The 15,834-nt window shown below is 69.9% G+C and carries 18 protein-coding genes and 1 pseudogene; 7 read left to right on the plus strand and 12 right to left on the minus strand.

Features of this window, described 5'->3' with window-relative positions; translation table 11 throughout:
• The 11 genes from ABD299_RS21705 to ABD299_RS21755 form a co-directional block, all read right to left on the minus strand.
• Positions 1–263 (minus strand): CopG family transcriptional regulator (locus tag ABD299_RS21705; RefSeq protein ID WP_344265346.1); only part of this gene is annotated, 263 nt, incomplete at its 3' end.
• Between the two features lie 270 nt (positions 264–533).
• The gene (locus ABD299_RS21710) at positions 534–956 is read right to left on the minus strand and encodes a PIN domain nuclease (RefSeq protein ID WP_344265348.1); all 423 of its coding nucleotides are present in this window, start codon (positions 954–956) and stop codon (positions 534–536) included.
• Positions 953–1,168, minus strand: a complete 216-nt coding sequence (locus ABD299_RS21715) for a type II toxin-antitoxin system VapB family antitoxin (RefSeq protein ID WP_344265350.1) — start codon at positions 1,166–1,168, stop codon at positions 953–955. Before ABD299_RS21715 ends, ABD299_RS21710 begins: the two co-directional genes overlap by 4 nt.
• A gap of 655 nt (positions 1,169–1,823) precedes the next feature.
• Positions 1,824–2,387 (minus strand): histidine phosphatase family protein, encoded by a 564-nt coding sequence (locus ABD299_RS21720; protein ID WP_344265352.1) that lies wholly within the window; start codon positions 2,385–2,387, stop codon positions 1,824–1,826.
• Positions 2,380–3,141 carry an SDR family NAD(P)-dependent oxidoreductase gene (locus ABD299_RS21725; RefSeq protein WP_344265355.1) on the minus strand — a complete coding sequence of 254 codons (762 nt, stop codon included), beginning with the start codon at positions 3,139–3,141 and terminating at the stop codon, positions 2,380–2,382. The genes ABD299_RS21720 and ABD299_RS21725 overlap by 8 nt, the downstream gene beginning before the upstream one ends.
• A complete protein-coding gene (locus ABD299_RS21730) occupies positions 3,126–4,265 on the minus strand; it encodes a hypothetical protein (protein ID WP_344265358.1) in 1,140 nt (379 codons plus the stop codon). Before ABD299_RS21730 ends, ABD299_RS21725 begins: the two co-directional genes overlap by 16 nt.
• Entirely contained in the window at positions 4,262–5,422 is a 1,161-nt protein-coding gene (locus ABD299_RS21735; protein WP_344265360.1) for a glycosyltransferase family 9 protein, read from the minus strand. Before ABD299_RS21735 ends, ABD299_RS21730 begins: the two co-directional genes overlap by 4 nt.
• Entirely contained in the window at positions 5,419–5,991 is a 573-nt protein-coding gene (locus ABD299_RS21740; protein ID WP_344265362.1) for a phosphoribosyltransferase family protein, read from the minus strand. The genes ABD299_RS21735 and ABD299_RS21740 overlap by 4 nt, the downstream gene beginning before the upstream one ends.
• 47 nt (positions 5,992–6,038) lie before the next feature.
• A complete protein-coding gene (locus ABD299_RS21745; RefSeq protein WP_344265365.1) occupies positions 6,039–7,838 on the minus strand; it encodes a DUF4254 domain-containing protein in 1,800 nt (599 codons plus the stop codon).
• Positions 7,835–8,482, minus strand: coding sequence for a hypothetical protein (locus ABD299_RS21750; protein ID WP_344265368.1), 648 nt, complete (start codon positions 8,480–8,482; stop codon positions 7,835–7,837). The genes ABD299_RS21745 and ABD299_RS21750 overlap by 4 nt, the downstream gene beginning before the upstream one ends.
• A gap of 3 nt (positions 8,483–8,485) precedes the next feature.
• Positions 8,486–8,953: an NUDIX hydrolase gene (locus tag ABD299_RS21755; RefSeq protein ID WP_344265370.1), complete on the minus strand. Its 468-nt coding sequence runs from the start codon at positions 8,951–8,953 to the stop codon at positions 8,486–8,488.
• A gap of 279 nt (positions 8,954–9,232) precedes the next feature.
• On the opposite strand from ABD299_RS21755, the gene ABD299_RS21760 reads away from it, so the two are divergent.
• The 4 genes and pseudogenes from ABD299_RS21760 to ABD299_RS21775 all read left to right on the plus strand — a co-directional run bounded on the left by ABD299_RS21760 (position 9,233) and on the right by ABD299_RS21775 (position 12,309).
• On the plus strand, positions 9,233–10,306 hold the full coding sequence (locus ABD299_RS21760) for a helix-turn-helix domain-containing protein (protein ID WP_344265391.1): 1,074 nt from the start codon (positions 9,233–9,235) through the stop codon (positions 10,304–10,306).
• A 25-nt stretch (positions 10,307–10,331) separates the two neighbouring features.
• Positions 10,332–10,901 (plus strand): cysteine hydrolase family protein, encoded by a 570-nt coding sequence (locus ABD299_RS21765; RefSeq protein WP_344265373.1) that lies wholly within the window; start codon positions 10,332–10,334, stop codon positions 10,899–10,901.
• A 4-nt stretch (positions 10,902–10,905) separates the two neighbouring features.
• The gene (locus ABD299_RS21770; protein WP_344265376.1) at positions 10,906–11,856 is read left to right on the plus strand and encodes an FAD-dependent oxidoreductase; all 951 of its coding nucleotides are present in this window, start codon (positions 10,906–10,908) and stop codon (positions 11,854–11,856) included.
• 72 nt (positions 11,857–11,928) lie between these two features.
• Positions 11,929–12,309, plus strand: a pseudogene (locus ABD299_RS21775) (NUDIX hydrolase).
• Positions 12,310–12,506: 197 nt separating this feature from the next.
• On the opposite strand, the gene ABD299_RS21785 reads toward ABD299_RS21775, so the two are convergent.
• Entirely contained in the window at positions 12,507–13,601 is a 1,095-nt protein-coding gene (locus ABD299_RS21785) for a DUF1152 domain-containing protein (RefSeq protein WP_344265379.1), read from the minus strand.
• Between the two features lie 82 nt (positions 13,602–13,683).
• Here ABD299_RS21785 and ABD299_RS21790 point away from each other — a divergent pair, with 82 nt between their 5' ends.
• From ABD299_RS21790 to ABD299_RS21800, 3 genes are all read left to right on the plus strand, one after another.
• Complete coding sequence (locus tag ABD299_RS21790) at positions 13,684–14,424, plus strand: GntR family transcriptional regulator (RefSeq protein ID WP_344265382.1); 741 nt, start codon at positions 13,684–13,686, stop codon at positions 14,422–14,424.
• Between the two features lie 281 nt (positions 14,425–14,705).
• Positions 14,706–15,152, plus strand: a complete 447-nt coding sequence (locus ABD299_RS21795; RefSeq protein WP_344265385.1) for an ATP-binding protein — start codon at positions 14,706–14,708, stop codon at positions 15,150–15,152.
• 201 nt (positions 15,153–15,353) lie between these two features.
• On the plus strand, positions 15,354–15,834 hold a 481-nt coding region (locus ABD299_RS21800; protein WP_344265388.1), incomplete at its 3' end, for a hypothetical protein.

Genomic DNA, 15,834 nt, shown 5'->3' on the forward strand with positions numbered 1-15,834 from the left:
GCGGCGTCCGTCCGGGTGACACGGCGGAGCTCGTGCTCCGCGTCGAGCTCCGCCACGTCCGTGTCGGCTGCCGCGCGCTCGCTGTCGGTCAGCGGGCCGTGCTCCTCTTCGAGCCAGTTCACCAGCTCGCGCATGCGGTCCCGGTCCCGCTTGAGGCGCAGAGCCTCGGCAACATACGCCGACAGACCCCGCTCCGCCGCGTCTGACCGGATCTCCTCCAGGAGATCCACAGGGATGGTCACTGTCACCTTGGTGGTCGCCATACAGCAGACCATACTCCAGGTACTGGATGCCTTACCAGCATTCGCGCCCCACGCCGATCGGCGGCCTGCCTATGGACAAGAACCAGGACGACGAGGGCTGAAGCGGCGACGTCGGGCCCCACCGTCGGAGCGGTGGGCCCTACGTTCAGCCCGGTGAGGCTGGGCGGAGGATACGAGATCCGAACTCGTGAGGGGTTCCCCCCAACACGCTTTCCAACTCTGCGTCTGGGGGGCCAGTGGCGTCCAGCAGAACTGCAAACCACAGCTGAGCTACTTGCCGTGCTCGGGGCCGTACCACTGGAGGGCCTGCCCGGTCGTTGCGGCGATGCACTCGAAGTCGTGATCGCGATGGAGCAGGGTGAGCCCCTGCAGCTCGGCTGTCGCGGCGACGACGAGGTCGACCGCTCCGGCGCTCCGGTGTTTCCCCTGTTTGGTGAGGGCTTCCTGGACCTGCCAGGCGCGGTCGTAAGCGCGGTCGTCGACGGGTACCCAGCCGAAGATCAATCGCATGTCTTCGATGCCGCGTGCCCGGTCGGCAGCCGACCGGGCGCTGTAGAAGAACTCCAGCTCGGTGATGGGGCAGGTCGCGATGAGCCCGGCCGCGGCGGCCTGGTCCCAGCCGTACTGCTCCGCGTCCCCGCGCATGAACCGCGCGAGCGCGCTGGTGTCGATCAGGAACTGGGCCGCGTTCACCGGCGGTAGTTCTCCTTGTCCTCGAACAGCTCCAGATCAAAAGCGCCGTCCCCGGCCGCGGCCCGCAGCCGGGCAAGGGCCAGGGCCCGGCGCCGGCTTTCCAGCACCTCGCGGAGAGCGGTGTTGACCGTCTCCTTCTTGGTGCTCGTCCCGAGGGCCTTCGCCACGTCCGCGACCAGGTCGTCGTCCAGGTCGATAACCGTCCGACTCATGTGCGTCTCCCTGATATCAAGTGTGGGATCGAATATACCTCGCGAGGTGCCATGTGGGTGTCGGCCGGGCCGGCGAGACCTGCGCGAGCATCACCCTGAATACGGGCGGGGGTGAAGACGCGTTCCGCCTCGCGTGGTGCGGCGTGCGCTGCTGCGGGGCGGGCAGGCCGAAGCCGCGTCGGCGCCGATCTCGACGCAGCCCCATGGTCGGCTGATGCCGTACGAGGGTAGATCCCGGAGCGCTCGTCGCCGCCCGCCCCGGGCGATGAGCCGCCGGCAAGGGATTGCCACCGGTTACCAAAATGTTCTGAATGCACCGATGCAAGGCAATCAACACTGCAACCACGGACGGCGTAGGGCCCCACCGCCGGAGCGGTGGGGCCCTACGTTCAGCCCGGTGAGGCTGGGCGGAGGGTACGAGATTCGAACCCGTGAGGGGTTGCCCCAACACGCTTTCCGAATGTTCGCTTGTCTGTCCGGCGGGAGCCGTACCCGTCCTGAGCTGCGGCGGAGTGTTCGGGGTGGCCCCGTGCGGACGAACCCGGACGGAGCCGAATGAGACCAGAACTGAGACCGTACGGGTAGGAGCGTCTTCCGCCGGGCGTGGCAGTCGGGGCGCCAGCCGTTTACCAGGCAGGTCGCTGAAGACCGGGTCTCAGACGTCGGTGGCGGGCAGGAGACGGACCTCGGCGAACTGCCAGGGGGTTTTCGCAGCGGTGGCGAAGGCGGCGGGGCCTTCTGGGAGGTGGGTGAGGACGCCGAGGAGGAGGGTGTGGGAGACGGCCAGGAGGGGGCCGTGGCGCCCGGCGGTGTGGCGGAGGAAGGCGGCGCAGTGACGGGCACGGGTGTGGAGTTCGGTGAGGCTCTCGCCGTCCTCGCAGCGTAGGGAGGGGTTGGCGAGGCGGCGGGCTCGCCAGGCGCGGTAGGCCGGTGGGTAGGTCGCGGCGGTGCGGCCGAGGACGATGCTGGGGGCGCGCCATTCGGCGAGGAGGCCGGAGGTGGCGACGATCGGCAGACCCGTCAGGTGTGAGAGGAGGGTGGCGGTCTGGCGGGCGCGGGGGATCGGGCTGGTGACCATCGCGGTGATGCCCTTGGGAAGGGGCAGGGATCGGCGTACCTGAGCGCGTCCCTCGACGGTGAGGGCGGCCTCGTGCGGGGCGTGGTAGCCGGGGCGGTGGCCTTCGTAGGCGCCGTGGCGCATGAGCCAGATGTCAGCCAAGGACCCAGCCTCCGTCGACGCGCAGGGTCTGGCCGGTGATGAATCCGGCGTCGTCGGTGGCGAGGAAGGCGACGGCTGCGGCGATGTCGTCCGGGCGGCCCCGGCGCTGGACGCACTGGCGGGCGAGCTGCCGGGTGGTCATGGCCTTCGGGTCGTCGACGACGGTGTCCTCGGCGGGGACACGGATGGAGCCGGGGGCAACGCAGTTGGCGGTGATGCCGACAGGGCCGAGTTCGCGGGCGAGGGCACGAGTGAGCCCTTCGAGGCCGGCTTTGGCGCTGATGTAGCCGGCGAGGTCATGGCGGCCCGCCGTGGCGAGGACGGAGCCGATGGTGATGATCCGGCCCCAGCCGGCAGCCGTCATGGCGGGGGTAAGTTCGTGGGCGAGGAGGTAGTGGCTGGTCAGGTTGGTGGCCAGTGCGTCGTCCCAGTGGGCGGGCGTCGTCGCTGGCCACGGCCGACGGGGATAGGCACCGGCGTTGCTGACCAGGATGCTGATCGGGCCGAGCGCGTCCTGGGCCTTGTGGCAGAGGGCGCGTACGGTCCCGGCGTCGCGAAGGTCAGCCGCCAGGGGGACGGCCGTGCCGCCGCTGTCGGTGATAAGGGCGGCGAGCTTGTCCGCGGCCCGGCCGTCGTGGAAGTGAGCGAGGGCGACGGTGGCGCCTTCGGAGGCGAGGCGGCGGGCTGTGGACGAGCCGAGGCCACCGGTGGCTCCGGTGACCAGGGCGGTGCGGCCGTTCAGAGGGCCGGGCATGGCGACTCCAGCGGGCAGAAGTAGGTGGCGGGGTTGAAGGCAGGGCTCATGGCCTCGGCCAGCCGGGCGATGAGGACGAGCCGATCCTCGGGGGCCAGGTCCGCAAGGTTGTAGACGCCGAGGATGCGCATGACCAGGTAGGGGCGGAGCAGATTGGCGAGGTCCGCGCTGGGCCAGAGGCGGTCCGCGACCGGCCGTACGAGCTGGTTCCAGTACGCGGTTACGACTGCTTGCCGGGGAGTCGAGAGGCGCGGGGCGTAGTCGATGTGGATGGCACTGGTGGTGCGGTCGATGAACGCTCGCCGGAGTTCGGGTGTGTTGGCCGGGGCGTGGGCGAAGGTGGCGGGGTGGTCGGCGAAGGCGGTCGGGTTGTACGCGGGTACGAGCCATCCGCCGAGGGCGGAGGCGTACCAGAGGAAGTTCGTGAACTCGCCGTGGATGCTGTTCATCCCCGCGGTGTCGTAGTCGAACCAGGCGAGCGGGTGAGCGAGGTTGACGTCCGTGGGATCGCCCTGGGTGAGGGCCGCCCAGACTGGCTCGGCCGTGGCGAAGTGGGCGCGGAGCCGGCGGAGGGTTGTGGCCCAGTCCAGATGGTGCCGACGGCCGTTGATGTTCAGGGCGTAGGAGCCGAGGCGGGAGACCGGGACGTCGACGAGGCCGTCGGCGACTCGGAAATCGTTGCCGGTGTAGTACGTGTCGAGTCGACCGCCGGGCGCCGCGCGCTCCCAGTACAGCTTGCGGATGACGTTCGCCGGATCGGTTGGCCACGCCGTCGAGAGGATGACCTCGCGGTAAGCGGTCGTGAGGCGGTCCATGTAGGCGTGGAGGTCGCTGCTTGGCTCGCTCGCGTTGAGGAGGTCGAGCAGGAGTCCCCGGTCGGTGCCGCCGGGGAGACGCTCGTATGCGAGGAGGCGCCCGCCCGGCACGCGCAGGTGGGCGTGGAGGGCTGGGACGCGGTAGTGCCGGGCCAGTCGGGCGTGGCCGCGTATCTCCTCGCGGGCCTCAGCCGGATTGCGGGTGTACTTCAGGAGCAGCGGTTGGCCGAAGATGTCGATGGAGCAGAGCAGGTTGTGGGTGAAGCGTCGTACCGGGCCGATCCGGAGGGGAGACCGGGCAGTGGTCATCGGGCCCTCGCCCCCTTCAGCAGTTCAAGGCAGACCTGAGCCAGCGCGGCGGGTGGGAAGGCGTCCATATGGATGGCCGTGTCCGGGGGGATGGCGTCACGGACGGGGCACAGGTCGCCCTGGTGCATGCGGTTGGACAGTCCGGTGGCGACGGCGTGGTGGTGCGGCAGGCCGGTGCGCCACTTGCTGTGGCTGTGGCGTGCGTACAGACCGACGACCGGCGGGCTGCTGCCGTTCTCGCCACGCGCCATCGCGGCGAGGTGAGTGAGCCCGGTGTCGTTGCCGACGACCAGGTGGCAATGGGGGAGGAGATCGACGAGGGAGGCGGCCGGCACTCCGTCGAGGCGGAGGATCTCTACGTGGCGCCGAGGGGCCTCTGCGGTGATGCGGGGGCCGTCGGCCGGATTGCCGCCGATGAGCAGCAGGCGGGCCTGGGTCTGGTGGACCTCGGCGATGTGTTCAGCGAGGGCTGTGTACCGCTGCGCGGTGTAGTCCTTGCGTTCCGGCCAGCTGGTGGCGGTGATGGCGGCGATGGCCAGGCCGCCCAGCCAACCCACCGAGCGCAGTTCCTCCACGAGCTCGTTCGGTCCGGTCATGAGGGTGGGAGCGAAGGGGGGTGCACCGGGGAGGCGGATACCGAGGCGGCGCTCCAAGGCCAGGTGGTGGCGGGCGGGCAGGTCCGGGTGGGCGCGGCCGTCGCTCGACCAGCAGGGTGGGGCGGCCGGGTCGAGCACCAGGCTCGCCGTCGCCTCCGAGTCATGTGCCTCGACCCCTGCGCGGTCCCCGATCACGGCTTGCCGGCCACTGGGCGTGGTGGTCTGAGGCTGCGTGATCAGTCCGGTGCGGGCGATCAGCCCTGCGTACGGACCCACTGCCCGAACGGCCGCGCGGACCGACCGCAGCCGCAGCCAGTCGAGGACCGCGCGAACCCCTGACAGCGCGAGGAGGGTGTCGCCGAGCTTCCCCTCGAAGGCCACGATGGTCTCGCGACATCCACTCAGGCGGTGGATGAGCTCGACGGAAGGGGCGAGCGGGAGCGGCGCGCCGATGGGAACGTTGTCACGGTCGTACCCGAGCGGGGTGGTGTGGACGGCTCCGGTGGGGACGACCAGGGAGCCGTGGTGGAATCTGATCTCCTCCGGGGCGACCGCCGTCATGCCGCGCCCTCGATCGTGGTGAGGGAGACCAGCGGCAGACCGAGGTCGGAGAGAAGGTCACGGGCTCCTCGGGTGGTGTCCTCCACCAGGCAGGCCGCCGCCAGCGGGACGGCGCCGGCCTCGCGGAGGCGGTGGGTGAGGTCGGCCAGGGTCCGGCCGGTGGTGATCTCGTCGTCCACGATGACGGTGCGCTGTCCGGGGGTGATGCCGTACGCGAAGACGTCGGTGCGCATCGCGTGGGGCTCGCTGAAGCGGACCGCGCCGTCGAGCGGGAGGTGCAGCTTCCAGGCGATCTTGTACGGGAGGCGGGCGGCGCCTGCGAGGGAAATGGTCGGCAGGATGCCGCCGGCGTCCAAGCCGAGGAGGAAGTCCACGGAAGTGAGTCCGTCTGGCGCCTGCTCCTGGAGCAGGCGCCACAGGTGAGCCCCGCTGTTGGCGAGGGCATCGGGGTGGACCGGGTCCTCCAGCCCGTCCAGGGAGTGGATAACGCGTTCGCGGCGACTCGTGGCCCCGACGCTGAGGCGCTCGACGATCCGGGCGGAGAAGGACGGCAAAACGGTTTCGGACATGGCGAAGCTCCTGTCGGATGGAGAAGGAGGAGGAAGGGAGGGGCTGCTCAGGCGGCGAGTTGGGCGGCGTACCAGGCGAGGAACTGGTCGACAGCCGCGGTGACGGGCTTGAGGACGAGCTCGGTTTCGCCGTCGCGCCAAGCGCTGGAGATCTCGGCCAGGGAGGGCACCGAGAGAACGGGCAGGCCCGGCATGCGGGAGGCCGAGGCGAGGATCCGGTCGGGGCCGGACTCCCACTGGTTGTGCTCGCGGAGGAGAAGGCGGCAGGCCAGCACGAGGTGCTTGTAGAGCTGCCGCAGTGTGGCTGGCCCCGCGTCGGCGCGCAAGCGGCGCATGGTCAGGATGACCTGGGGGAGTTCGCGGACGGCGGCGAACGCGAGCTCGTCGCGGCCGATCGCCGGCAGTTCGAGGTCGGGCGCGGCGTACAGGACGGGGCTGCCCTGCTGGAGCTGGTGGAGAGCGAACGCCAGGCGCGGGGTGAGGCGCCGAGCGGTCAGTTCGCCGGAGGTGACGAGGGTGGGGCCGAGGGAGGCCGCACGGCCCAGGGCGGTTCGGTACTGCTTCAGGGCCTCGTGGACCCGGCCGGTGGCCTCGTGTTCGGCGATCACGAGCAGATCCAGGTCGGACCAGCCGGCGATCCAGCCCTCTTCGGCGGGGCTGCCGGTCAGGGCCGCGAGCCGTACGCCGGGGCCGTACGCCCGTACTCCGCCGGTGAAGTCGGCCGTCGCCGAGGCGACGACCGCCGGCAGGCCCAGCGCGTACGGGGGCACCACGCGCAGCGCCGTGACCGTGGGCGGGGCGGCGATGCGCCCGAGTCGCGCGCGAAGGGCGGCGATGCTGCCGGTGTTGTCGATCACGTGATCGGCCGGCGCGGCGACCAGATGAGCACCGCGGCTCATCTTGACCTCGTCCTTCGCGGCGACGGCCTGGGCCGGAGTGCCGGACCGCTCGACGCGTACGGCGAAGGAGGCATCCAGATAGACGATCTGGAGCGTGTCGCCCATGAGCTGCTTGAGCTCGGCGATCGAGGTGTCGTCGTGGACGGACTCGATGGTGAACAGCGAAGTGTCGACGTGGGCGTCCGCGAAGCGGTTCAGCTCACCGAGCAGCAGCTCGGCCTGCCGACGGGCCGACAGCGCGTACGGGTCCGCAAGACCCTTCCGGTGTGCCGCCTGCCGCAGCAGGAAGCCGATCTTGAGACGTTGGGCCCCGCACGCGCGCTGGACGAACTCGGCGCTGGTGCTCTTGCCGCACTCGCTCAGCCCGCCGAAGGCGAGGACCCGGCGCAGGTGCCGACTCGGCTTGATCTCGGCAGGGGCGGCGTCGTCCCGCCCGTACAGCTTGAAGCGGGCCGGTACGGGAAGTCGGCGGCGGCCGGCGGCGACATCGGAGACCAGCGCGTCCAGGGCGGCACACAACTCCTCCCGCTGGCCGTGGAGGGCGGGGACGCGCCGACGGGTGAGCTCGTCCCGGGCTGCCGCCCGCTCGCTGTGCCAGATCCGCAAGGTCAGCACCGACAGACGGTCGACGACGGAGGCGAGCGTCTCGGTGTGCAGCGGCGCGTCAGCGCGACCCGCGTCCGCCAGTGAGCCGAGGACCTCGTCAGCCCGCTCGGCGAGCGCATTGCGTTCGGCGTTGAGCTGGTCGATCTCGCGCTTGCAGTCGGCGACCTGGGCGGCGGAGAGTAAGGCGCTGCGCACCCTGTCCTCGGTGTCCCACAGGCGTCCGTTGACGGTGTGGAGCCGGGTGACGGCGTCGTCCAGGCGGTGGCGGTCCTTGTCCTGGAGCATGGCCATGGCGCGAGCCAGGCCGGGAGGCGGGACCAGCGGCGGTGGGGTCTGGGTCATCGGGAACTCTCATCGGTGAGTCGGCTGAGGCCAAGGTGATCGAGCACGTTGGCGTGAACGTCGTCCAGGGAGCGGCCCTCGCAGTCCACCACCGCGGTGTACGCGCCGTGGTCTGCCTGGTGGAGCAGAACCGCGTGCAGCGTCTTCTGGTAGGCCGGGTAGATCCCGGTCCACGGGCGACCCTCGCGGGCGCTGGTGATGGCATAGCTGCGCTCGGCGTCGAGGGACGGGAGCAGGAGGATCGAGGTCTCCGATGCCTCCGCTCGTGAGCCGGCGATATCCGTCACGGCCTTGAATGCCTCACCGACCGTCAGGCCGTCCTTGACCACGCATGTAGCGGCCGCTGCGGCGAGGAGCATGGGCAGGCCCCGGTCGAGCAGCCCCGTACGCCCGTCCTCGCGTGCGGCGGCCCGTTTGGCGTGGCCGACGAGCAGCATCTCGGTCAGCTCGACGGTTGTGGACGTCTCGAACCACCACCGGGCGTAGTTGCCGGTGGCCACCCGCGCCCACGGCTCGGGGTCGTGTTCGTGGACCGCGCCCAGCGGCTGGAGGCCGTCCCATCGCTCGGCCAGCCGCACCAGATGGGTCGTCTTGCCCACGTTGTCGGGGCCATTGAGGCTGACGAAGTCGGAGACTTGCTCCATGGATCACGCCTCGCGGATCGGGAGGTCGAGAACGGAGACGATCGCGTCCGTGTTCGCGGCGATGAAGTCGGCGAGCTCCGGCGGCATCAGGTTCAGCTCACGGACGGCCTCGGCGGTGAAGGGCACCCGGACCACCTCGTACCCGCCCCGCTCCGGCTTGGCGAACTCCGTACCCGTACGCACGGCCAGGTCCATCGACTCCAGACGCGCGGCGAAGATGTGCTGGACGCCGATGCCGCGCTCCAGCTCGTCGGTGATCAGGTGGACGAGCTCGGCGCGCTCCAGCTTGCCGCCCAGTTCCTCGAACACCTCCCGGTGCAGGGCCGCCTCGATGGTCGCGTCGTCCTCCTCGACCCCGCCGCCGACCGACACCCAGTACGGCTTCCTCCCGGGTTTGGTGCGCTTGATGAGGACGAGCTCGTCGCCGTCGAGGAGGATGGCGCGGGCGTTGCGCTTGACGATGTCGGTCATGCCGGTTGCTCCTTCTGGTGGTGGTACGGGGGGGAGAACAGGTGCAGGGCCGCCTCAGGGACGCTGGGCACCTCCCCGGCCCGGTGGATTCAGCATGGTGCAGGACGACCACAGGGTGTGACGTACGGGCGCTGCAGCAATGCTGCAGCGTTGCCGAACAGGGCTGACTACGCTGACCGTTCCGGCGTTCCATCGGGTGACGGACAGGGGGGTGCGACGGTGGTCACGGTGCAGCGATGGTCCGGCCGGGAAGCCCGGCTGTTGCGCGATGCCCTGCGCATGAGCCTGCGGGACTTTGCGGCCTACCTGGGGGTCAGCGACCGGACCGTGTCGAACTGGGAAGGAGGCGGCGCGGGTTACCAGCCACGTGTTGAGTCCCAGGCCGTGCTCGACACAGCACTCGCACGCGCGTCGGACGACGCGAAGGCCCGGTTCGCGACTGCTCTGGGAAAGACTGACGCAGTCGCACCCGCGGCAAGCCGGATCGAAGTCGACTCCCACAAGTTCCTGCCGGTCTTCATCGGCGTCCAGCGTGCCGGCCGACTCCGCGCGCACATGGCACCGAGTGCAGACGACCAGTGGCTGGACTCTTCCTTGGCCCGAGTGGACCACCCCGAAGCGCAGGACTGCGTCCTGTACGTCTTCGCGTGCGGGGTAGCCGTCTTCCACCTCGTCCAGCCGCATGAGCCCACCGCGCTCACCGACCTCGCAGTCTGGCGCTACCGCTCATACGCCTCCGACCTGCCCTGGGCACGGGAGAAGCTCCGCGACCTCCTGGACGAGGGCCACGCCCGCGTCCCCAACCCCGAATACGTCCTTTCCCTGTACTGGCTCACCGCCGGCCCGTGGACCGGAAACGCCTACGACACCGCCCTGCGCCTGCTGTCCACGCCCTCTGTCCTGGTCGACCGCGGCGCCCCGGGCGGGCCCGTGCCCCTGGACGGCACAGTCGAGGAGTCGCTCCTCGCCACCGGCTTCGACCATCCGGACATCGTGTCCTTCGGCGTACGGGGAGTCTCCACCGCCTACGCCGGCTGGTCCGGTGTCGCCTACGCCTCGCACTCCCGCGAGCGCAGCCTCTCCATCGACGAGCTGGTCACCTGCGAACTGACCGTCCAGGCCCTGTGGTGCTTCACCCGCCAGATCCAGCAGATGATCGAGGACGGAAGAGACCCTTCCATGCCCGAGCAGTACGGCTGGCGTTTCCTGCGCGCCGCGTGCTCCAGGCTCACCACCGCCCGTGCCCAGGAGACCGCGCAGCACGTCCTGATGCGGGAGGCCATCATGAAGTCCAGCGGGCTTGCCGAACGGCTGCGTGCCGCGCAGGACGCACTACGTGAGAGCGCCGACTGAATAGACGGGTCAGGAGAGACAACGGATGGATATCGGCAGTGCCGCGCTGATCGTGGTGGACATGCAGAACGGATTCGTGAACCATCACAGCCGCCATGCCGTGCACGCGGTCTCCGACGTGGTCGCCCAGTGGTCCGCCGCCGGTCGGCCTGTGGTCTTCACCCGGTACTTCAACTATCCGGACAGTCCCTACGAGCGCTTCTTCCAGTGGCGCCGGCTCCGGGAACCACCCGAGACCGACATCGTTCCCGAACTCACGGAGGCGGTCGCCCGCGCACACGCGGTCGTCGACAAGACCGGGTACACACTTTTCACCCCCGAGGCCACTGAACTGATCCGCCAGTCCGGCTGGACCGACCTCGTGTTCTGCGGGATCGCCACCGAGAGCTGTGTCCTGAAGTCCGCGGCCGACGCATTCGAGCACGGCTACGCGCCCTGGATCGTCACGGACGCCTCCGCCAGTGATGCGGGCCCGGACGTCCACGATGCCGGCCTCCTCGTCGCCCGCCGTTTGGTCGGGGTCGGCCAACTCGTCACCGGCGAGCATGTGATGGGGCGACTCGCTGCGTACGCCGGGGCCCCGGTGCTGGAATAGCCCCATGGCCGACACACCGCCCCCGCCCCCGTGCCGCGTCGGTTCGCCCGCCGCCCATGACACGGACCTGATCGTCGTCGGCGGTGGCCCGGCCGGCTGTGCCGCCGCCCGTATGGCCGCCGGTGTTGGCATGCGCTCGGTCTTGGTCGAGCCGGACCGGCTGTGCCGCAACCTCTACCGGATCCCGTCCCTGAACAACGTCCTGGGTGGCCACTCCAGCGGCCCCGGGCTGGCCGAGGCCATCGCTGCGGAACTGAGGAGCACACGGCTGTGCCGCCTCGAACTGGGCCGGCGCGTCACCGAACTCCGCGCCGACGAAGGCCGCGTGACCGTCACGCTCGACACCGGCGCCCGTCTCACTGCTCCGTACGCCGTCGTCGCCACCGGAGTAGGTTGCCTCCAGCCCCGTGACGTCACATGGATCACCGCCCCCGGCGGTCTGACTCTGCTTCCGCTCTGGCAGGCCCGGGAGGCCGACGCCGAGGGCCGCACCCTTCTCGTTCTGGGCGGTGACCGTCCGATCGGCACCTTTCTGCGTGCCCACCCGGTCACCGGTACGCGTCTGCTGGTGGCGTACCCGGCGGCCGACGCGTACAAGGTCGAGGAGATCCGCGAGGACCCGCGGGTCACACTCCTGCCCGTCGAGCACCTGACGCTGGAGCCCGGGGAAGGCGTCGCCGTGTCGGCGGAAGCGGTGGGCCGCGGCGGTGAGCGGTGGACGGTCGCGGCGGACGCCGCCTACCTGAGCATCGGGAGCGCGCCGACCGCGCCGCCCGGCGATCTGGTCCGCGGTGCGGACGGATTCTGCCCGCCCGCCGGGCAGCATCCCCGCGTCATTGTGGCCGGCGACGTCCGCTCCGCCCGCTTCCAGCGGATCATGACTGCCCTGGGCTCCGGCAGTGAGGCCGCGCTGCACGCCTACTACGCGACCAGGCAACCCCTCACCGAAGGCTGAGCCACACCGCCACGAAACGATGACGATGACGCTCGGAAGGGGACCTCCGTGGCCAACGAGGCCGAGGCAGCAGTGGCTGCTGCCATCGTCGTTCAGGGCGGGCGCGTCCTGCTCGTGCGACGCCGAGTGGCGGAAGGCGCACTCTCGTGGCAGTTCCCGGCAGAAGAAGGCCCAACCCGAGGAGACTCCCGAAGAAGCCGCAGCGCGCGAAACCCAGGAGGAGACCGGGCTCCAGGTGACCCCGCGGAGCGTGCTCGGACAACGGGTTCACCCCATGACGGGCCGGGAAATCGCTACATCGCATGCCGACTCGTCGGCAGCGAGGCGCTCATCGCGAGTGATGAAGAAGTGGCCGACCTGGCCGGGGCCGCGCACGGCGAGATCCCGCAGTACGTGCCGTACGGGCTGTTCGAGCCGGTGCGGGACTACCTCGACGCGGCTCTGCTGCCGTGAACTCCGTCAAGTCAACGTCTTTGGGAGGCCAGGAGCGTGGTGGGACGACGTCGACTTCGGGCTCGGGTCATCCGCGTACGGCGTGGCCGGCTGCGGCGCCGCTACCAGCACGGCTGCGGGGACCGCTGCGGATGCCAACCCGGCGTCTGCCTTCAGAAGATCAACACCCGGTGATGCCCGACATCGACTGGATACGCTCACCGCTTTCCGCGGATCCTCCATAGGGGGGCCGCGTACTGGTCCGGGCGGTTGGCAAGCAGGAGAGCTCGGAGGTCGTGGTGCTGGGTGGCGTGGTAGCCGAGGGTCTCGGTGATGCGGCGGAAGGTGGTGTGGGTGATGCCGTGGCTGCGGCCCCGTTCCTCGAACCGGTCGAGTTGGCGGAGGACACGCTCCGGGACGAGCCCATCTTCCGGGTGGGGGCCGAGCCGTGCAGCCTTCTCCCGCTCGCGGTCGATCTCGGAGTATCCGCAGATCTCACGGCTGTGTTGCTCGGCTTGGGCGAGACTCTGAGTGGAGGTGATGGCGCGGGCGAGGCGATTGCGGGCGAGAGCCTCGTCCAGGTCGGCTTCGTGGACTGTTGCGCCCTCGTGGGTGAGGGGGATGGGCAGGCCGGCGTCCCTGATCTCACAGAGCCCGCGGATGCCTCGGGCGGTTGCGGCGAGCATGGCTGTGGCTTCGGAAGGGTGCCACTCAAGGACTGAGGCGACTGGCTCGACGTGTCGGGCGGTGAGGGTCAGGACTGCCGGACCCACGCGGTCGCGCAGGACTTCCGCGGAGAGTTCACCGTCGAGTCCGGGACCGGCGACCAGGAGGCGTGCGCGGGCGTCGGTATGGCGGCAGGCGGCCAGGGTGAGGGCGTCGCCGAGAGGACTGCGGAGGGTGGGTTCGTCGCCCGTGGCGAGGATGTCACCGCCGACGTCCAGGAGGTCGATGGATGCGGGGTGCAGGTGCTCGATGAGTTCGCCCAGTTGACATGCGATGCCTTGGGCGCCGCTGTGGGGGTCGATGAGCGCGAAGGTGTGAGGCAGTTCGGCGGCGAGCCTGGGCAGGGCCGAACCTGCGGGGGGTCTCGGCTTCGTGCCGGCGAGGACGGCGTGGACCCTCGGGGTGAGCTGCCGGAGGCCGGTGAAGTCGGCAGGCCCTCGCGGGCCGGGTACCGGGTCGATGAGAAGGCGATCCCACGCATAGGTGAGGATCACTGCCGGGCTCCCGGCGCCGTAGAGAGCCGAGGCGATCATGGAGGCCGCGACTGCGTCGCCCCCTCCACCCGCTGCCACGATCAAGCGCGTCACCCGTGCCAGCGTAGAGGGTGCCGGGCCGGCCGCTCACTCTATAGTGGCCACTGGCACTGGCCAGCGCGAGGGAGGGAGCCGGATGCCGCGGATCGAAGAGGCACAACCCAAGTATCTGCAGATCGCGCACTACATTCGGGATCAGATCCTCCGGGGTGACCTGCGGCCGGGGGATGAGGTTCCGTCCGAGCGGCAACTGGCCAGCGACTGGGGTGTATCGCGGCCGACGGCCGCCCGGTCGCTGGAAGCCTTGAGCCACCACGGCCTGGTCGAGAAGCGTCAGGGCTCGGGAACGTACGTGCGCGGGCTGGCGGTCAATCGGCGCGCCCGTGAGCTGTACGGAAGGGCCAGGCAGACAGGGAAGATCTACACACCCGGCGAGTACGCGGTCATCACCTCGGCCGGATGGCTGGAGGCTCCAGCTCATGTGGCCGAGGCGCTGGCCCTGGCCCCCGGGACCCAGGCAGTTCACCGGCGGAGAGTAACCAAGAACGCGTCCGGCCCGATCACCCTTTCCACCTCGTGGTTCGGTCCGGAGGTGGGCGAGCGGGCACCCCGGCTCCGTGACCCGGACCGCATTCGGGAGGGCACGCTGATGTACGTGGAGAGTCAGACCGGTCGACAGGGGAGCTACGCCGAGGACCGGATGTGTGCTCGACTGGCTACCGGTTGCGAGGCGGCCGATCTGGAGTTGTCGGTTGGTTCAGCGGTGCTGATCGTCCATCACGTGGTCTATGACCTGCAGGATCGCCCGCTGGAGTTCTCCGAGGCGACGTATCCGCCCGGACGTTGGGCGTTCGAGCAGGGGTACCCGATCGGCTGACGTTTCCGCTTTCCCCTATGCACCGCTTGCCCGGGCAGGGTGGCTAATGCCACTATCCAGCAAGTGGCCAAGGCCACTTCGAAGTGGCGCGGGCGTGGGCCGTGAACGCGGACTCACGGCACGTCGCGCAAGGGGCTCGGCGCCGTGAGTTGCGACGGCGGGGGTGACAGGGGGCGGCAGCCCCCGATCGTTCCTGACGCTTGCAGCGATGGACGCTCACGCCCGTGCCACGACCAAGCGGTGCTGTCCGGCTGCGACGGCACCCGTAGGGAGGGAAGCGAATGAGCAACACTGCCGGTGTCTGCGGTCTCGGGAGTCGTGGGAGCGAGCCGGTGCCGATGGGAAGCATGACCCTGTATCCGGTGCCCGAGTCGGTTTCGCGGGCCCGGCGCTGGTTCCGGAAGCTCACCGACCGGCACAAGCTGTCCTGTTCCGTCGACGACTGCGTGCTGATGGTCTCCGAGCTGGTCACCAACGCCATCCTCTACGGGGAAGCCGAGGAGCCCTGGCGGGTGCGGGTTGAATGGTGGCGCGTGGGAAGTGCTCTTCGGGTGGACGTCCACAGCCCTGGCCTTCCCAGCCATGTGCGGATGCGTGAGGCCCGCACCGAGGACGTGCACGGCCGAGGTCTCGGCATGGTCGACATGCTCTCCGACTCCTGGACCGCCGGCCCCAGCCCGTTCGGCGGCACGATGGTCTCGTTCGTGGTCGATGACGCCTGGCTTTGAGTCGTTCCCCGCTTCAACTCGCACCTGTTCAGCCTGTCGGAGTCGTGCATGAGATAGCGGACACGCCTGCTGGCGGTCACGGCGCGGGTACCTCGCCGTGGTCCTCGCCCGGGAGCGGTGCGGTGGCCTGCGCAGTGAGGTTGGGGTCGGCGAGGATTCTGGCCGTGAGCGCCATTCGGCGATGACTCGGTGCAGGTTGGCGTGCACGTCCAGCTGCGCGGCATCGTGGATTGCGTTCACGAGGTCGACGACGAACTCGCGCACTTCCTCGGTCGGCAGGTGCCGGGTCCACGGGAGGATCTCTGGCAGGGCGCGCAGAATCGCGCGGGCACCCTCATCGCTGCCGATCAGGGCCGCGAACAGTTGGGTGGTGCCGTCGGCGGTCTCCTCACGCTGACGGTCATGACGCTCGGTGGTGCGGTACAGATCCTCGCCGTCGCGGCGCGTCACGTGGACACGCTGCGCGCGGTCGACGGTGTCGGCGACGCGCTTGGAGCTCTTCGGCAGATCGGAGAACGAAACGGCCGGAGTGGACATACGTGGAGACTGGTTCGGAATGTATTCCGCAGTCAAGTGCGGGTGGCCGGTGTCTCGCATGGCCAAAGTGAATGGCCAGCACGGCGTCGATCGCGTACGTGTGGCTGTGCAGGCCTGCGGCGGCAAGGAGCCGACGAGCCTGCCT

Source organism: Streptomyces sodiiphilus (assembly GCF_039529215.1).
GTDB lineage: Bacteria > Actinomycetota > Actinomycetes > Streptomycetales > Streptomycetaceae > Streptomyces > Streptomyces sodiiphilus.

Bases quoted from the DNA above. Each gene is read 5' to 3' on its own strand.
- ABD299_RS21730 (WP_344265358.1), bottom strand. From the start codon at position 4,265: ATGACCACTGCCCGGTCTCCCCTCCGGATCGGCCCGGTACGACGCTTC.
- ABD299_RS21765 (WP_344265373.1), top strand. From the start codon at position 10,332: ATGGATATCGGCAGTGCCGCGCTGATCGTGGTGGACATGCAGAACGGA.
- ABD299_RS21795 (WP_344265385.1), top strand. From the start codon at position 14,706: ATGAGCAACACTGCCGGTGTCTGCGGTCTCGGGAGTCGTGGGAGCGAG.
- ABD299_RS21745 (WP_344265365.1), bottom strand. From the start codon at position 7,838: ATGACCCAGACCCCACCGCCGCTGGTCCCGCCTCCCGGCCTGGCTCGC.
- ABD299_RS21725 (WP_344265355.1), bottom strand. From the start codon at position 3,141: ATGCCCGGCCCTCTGAACGGCCGCACCGCCCTGGTCACCGGAGCCACC.
- ABD299_RS21760 (WP_344265391.1), top strand. From the start codon at position 9,233: ATGAGCCTGCGGGACTTTGCGGCCTACCTGGGGGTCAGCGACCGGACC.
- ABD299_RS21750 (WP_344265368.1), bottom strand. From the start codon at position 8,482: ATGGAGCAAGTCTCCGACTTCGTCAGCCTCAATGGCCCCGACAACGTG.
- ABD299_RS21755 (WP_344265370.1), bottom strand. From the start codon at position 8,953: ATGACCGACATCGTCAAGCGCAACGCCCGCGCCATCCTCCTCGACGGC.
- ABD299_RS21715 (WP_344265350.1), bottom strand. From the start codon at position 1,168: ATGAGTCGGACGGTTATCGACCTGGACGACGACCTGGTCGCGGACGTG.
- ABD299_RS21770 (WP_344265376.1), top strand. From the start codon at position 10,906: ATGGCCGACACACCGCCCCCGCCCCCGTGCCGCGTCGGTTCGCCCGCC.
- ABD299_RS21790 (WP_344265382.1), top strand. From the start codon at position 13,684: ATGCCGCGGATCGAAGAGGCACAACCCAAGTATCTGCAGATCGCGCAC.
- ABD299_RS21735 (WP_344265360.1), bottom strand. From the start codon at position 5,422: ATGACGGCGGTCGCCCCGGAGGAGATCAGATTCCACCACGGCTCCCTG.
- ABD299_RS21740 (WP_344265362.1), bottom strand. From the start codon at position 5,991: ATGTCCGAAACCGTTTTGCCGTCCTTCTCCGCCCGGATCGTCGAGCGC.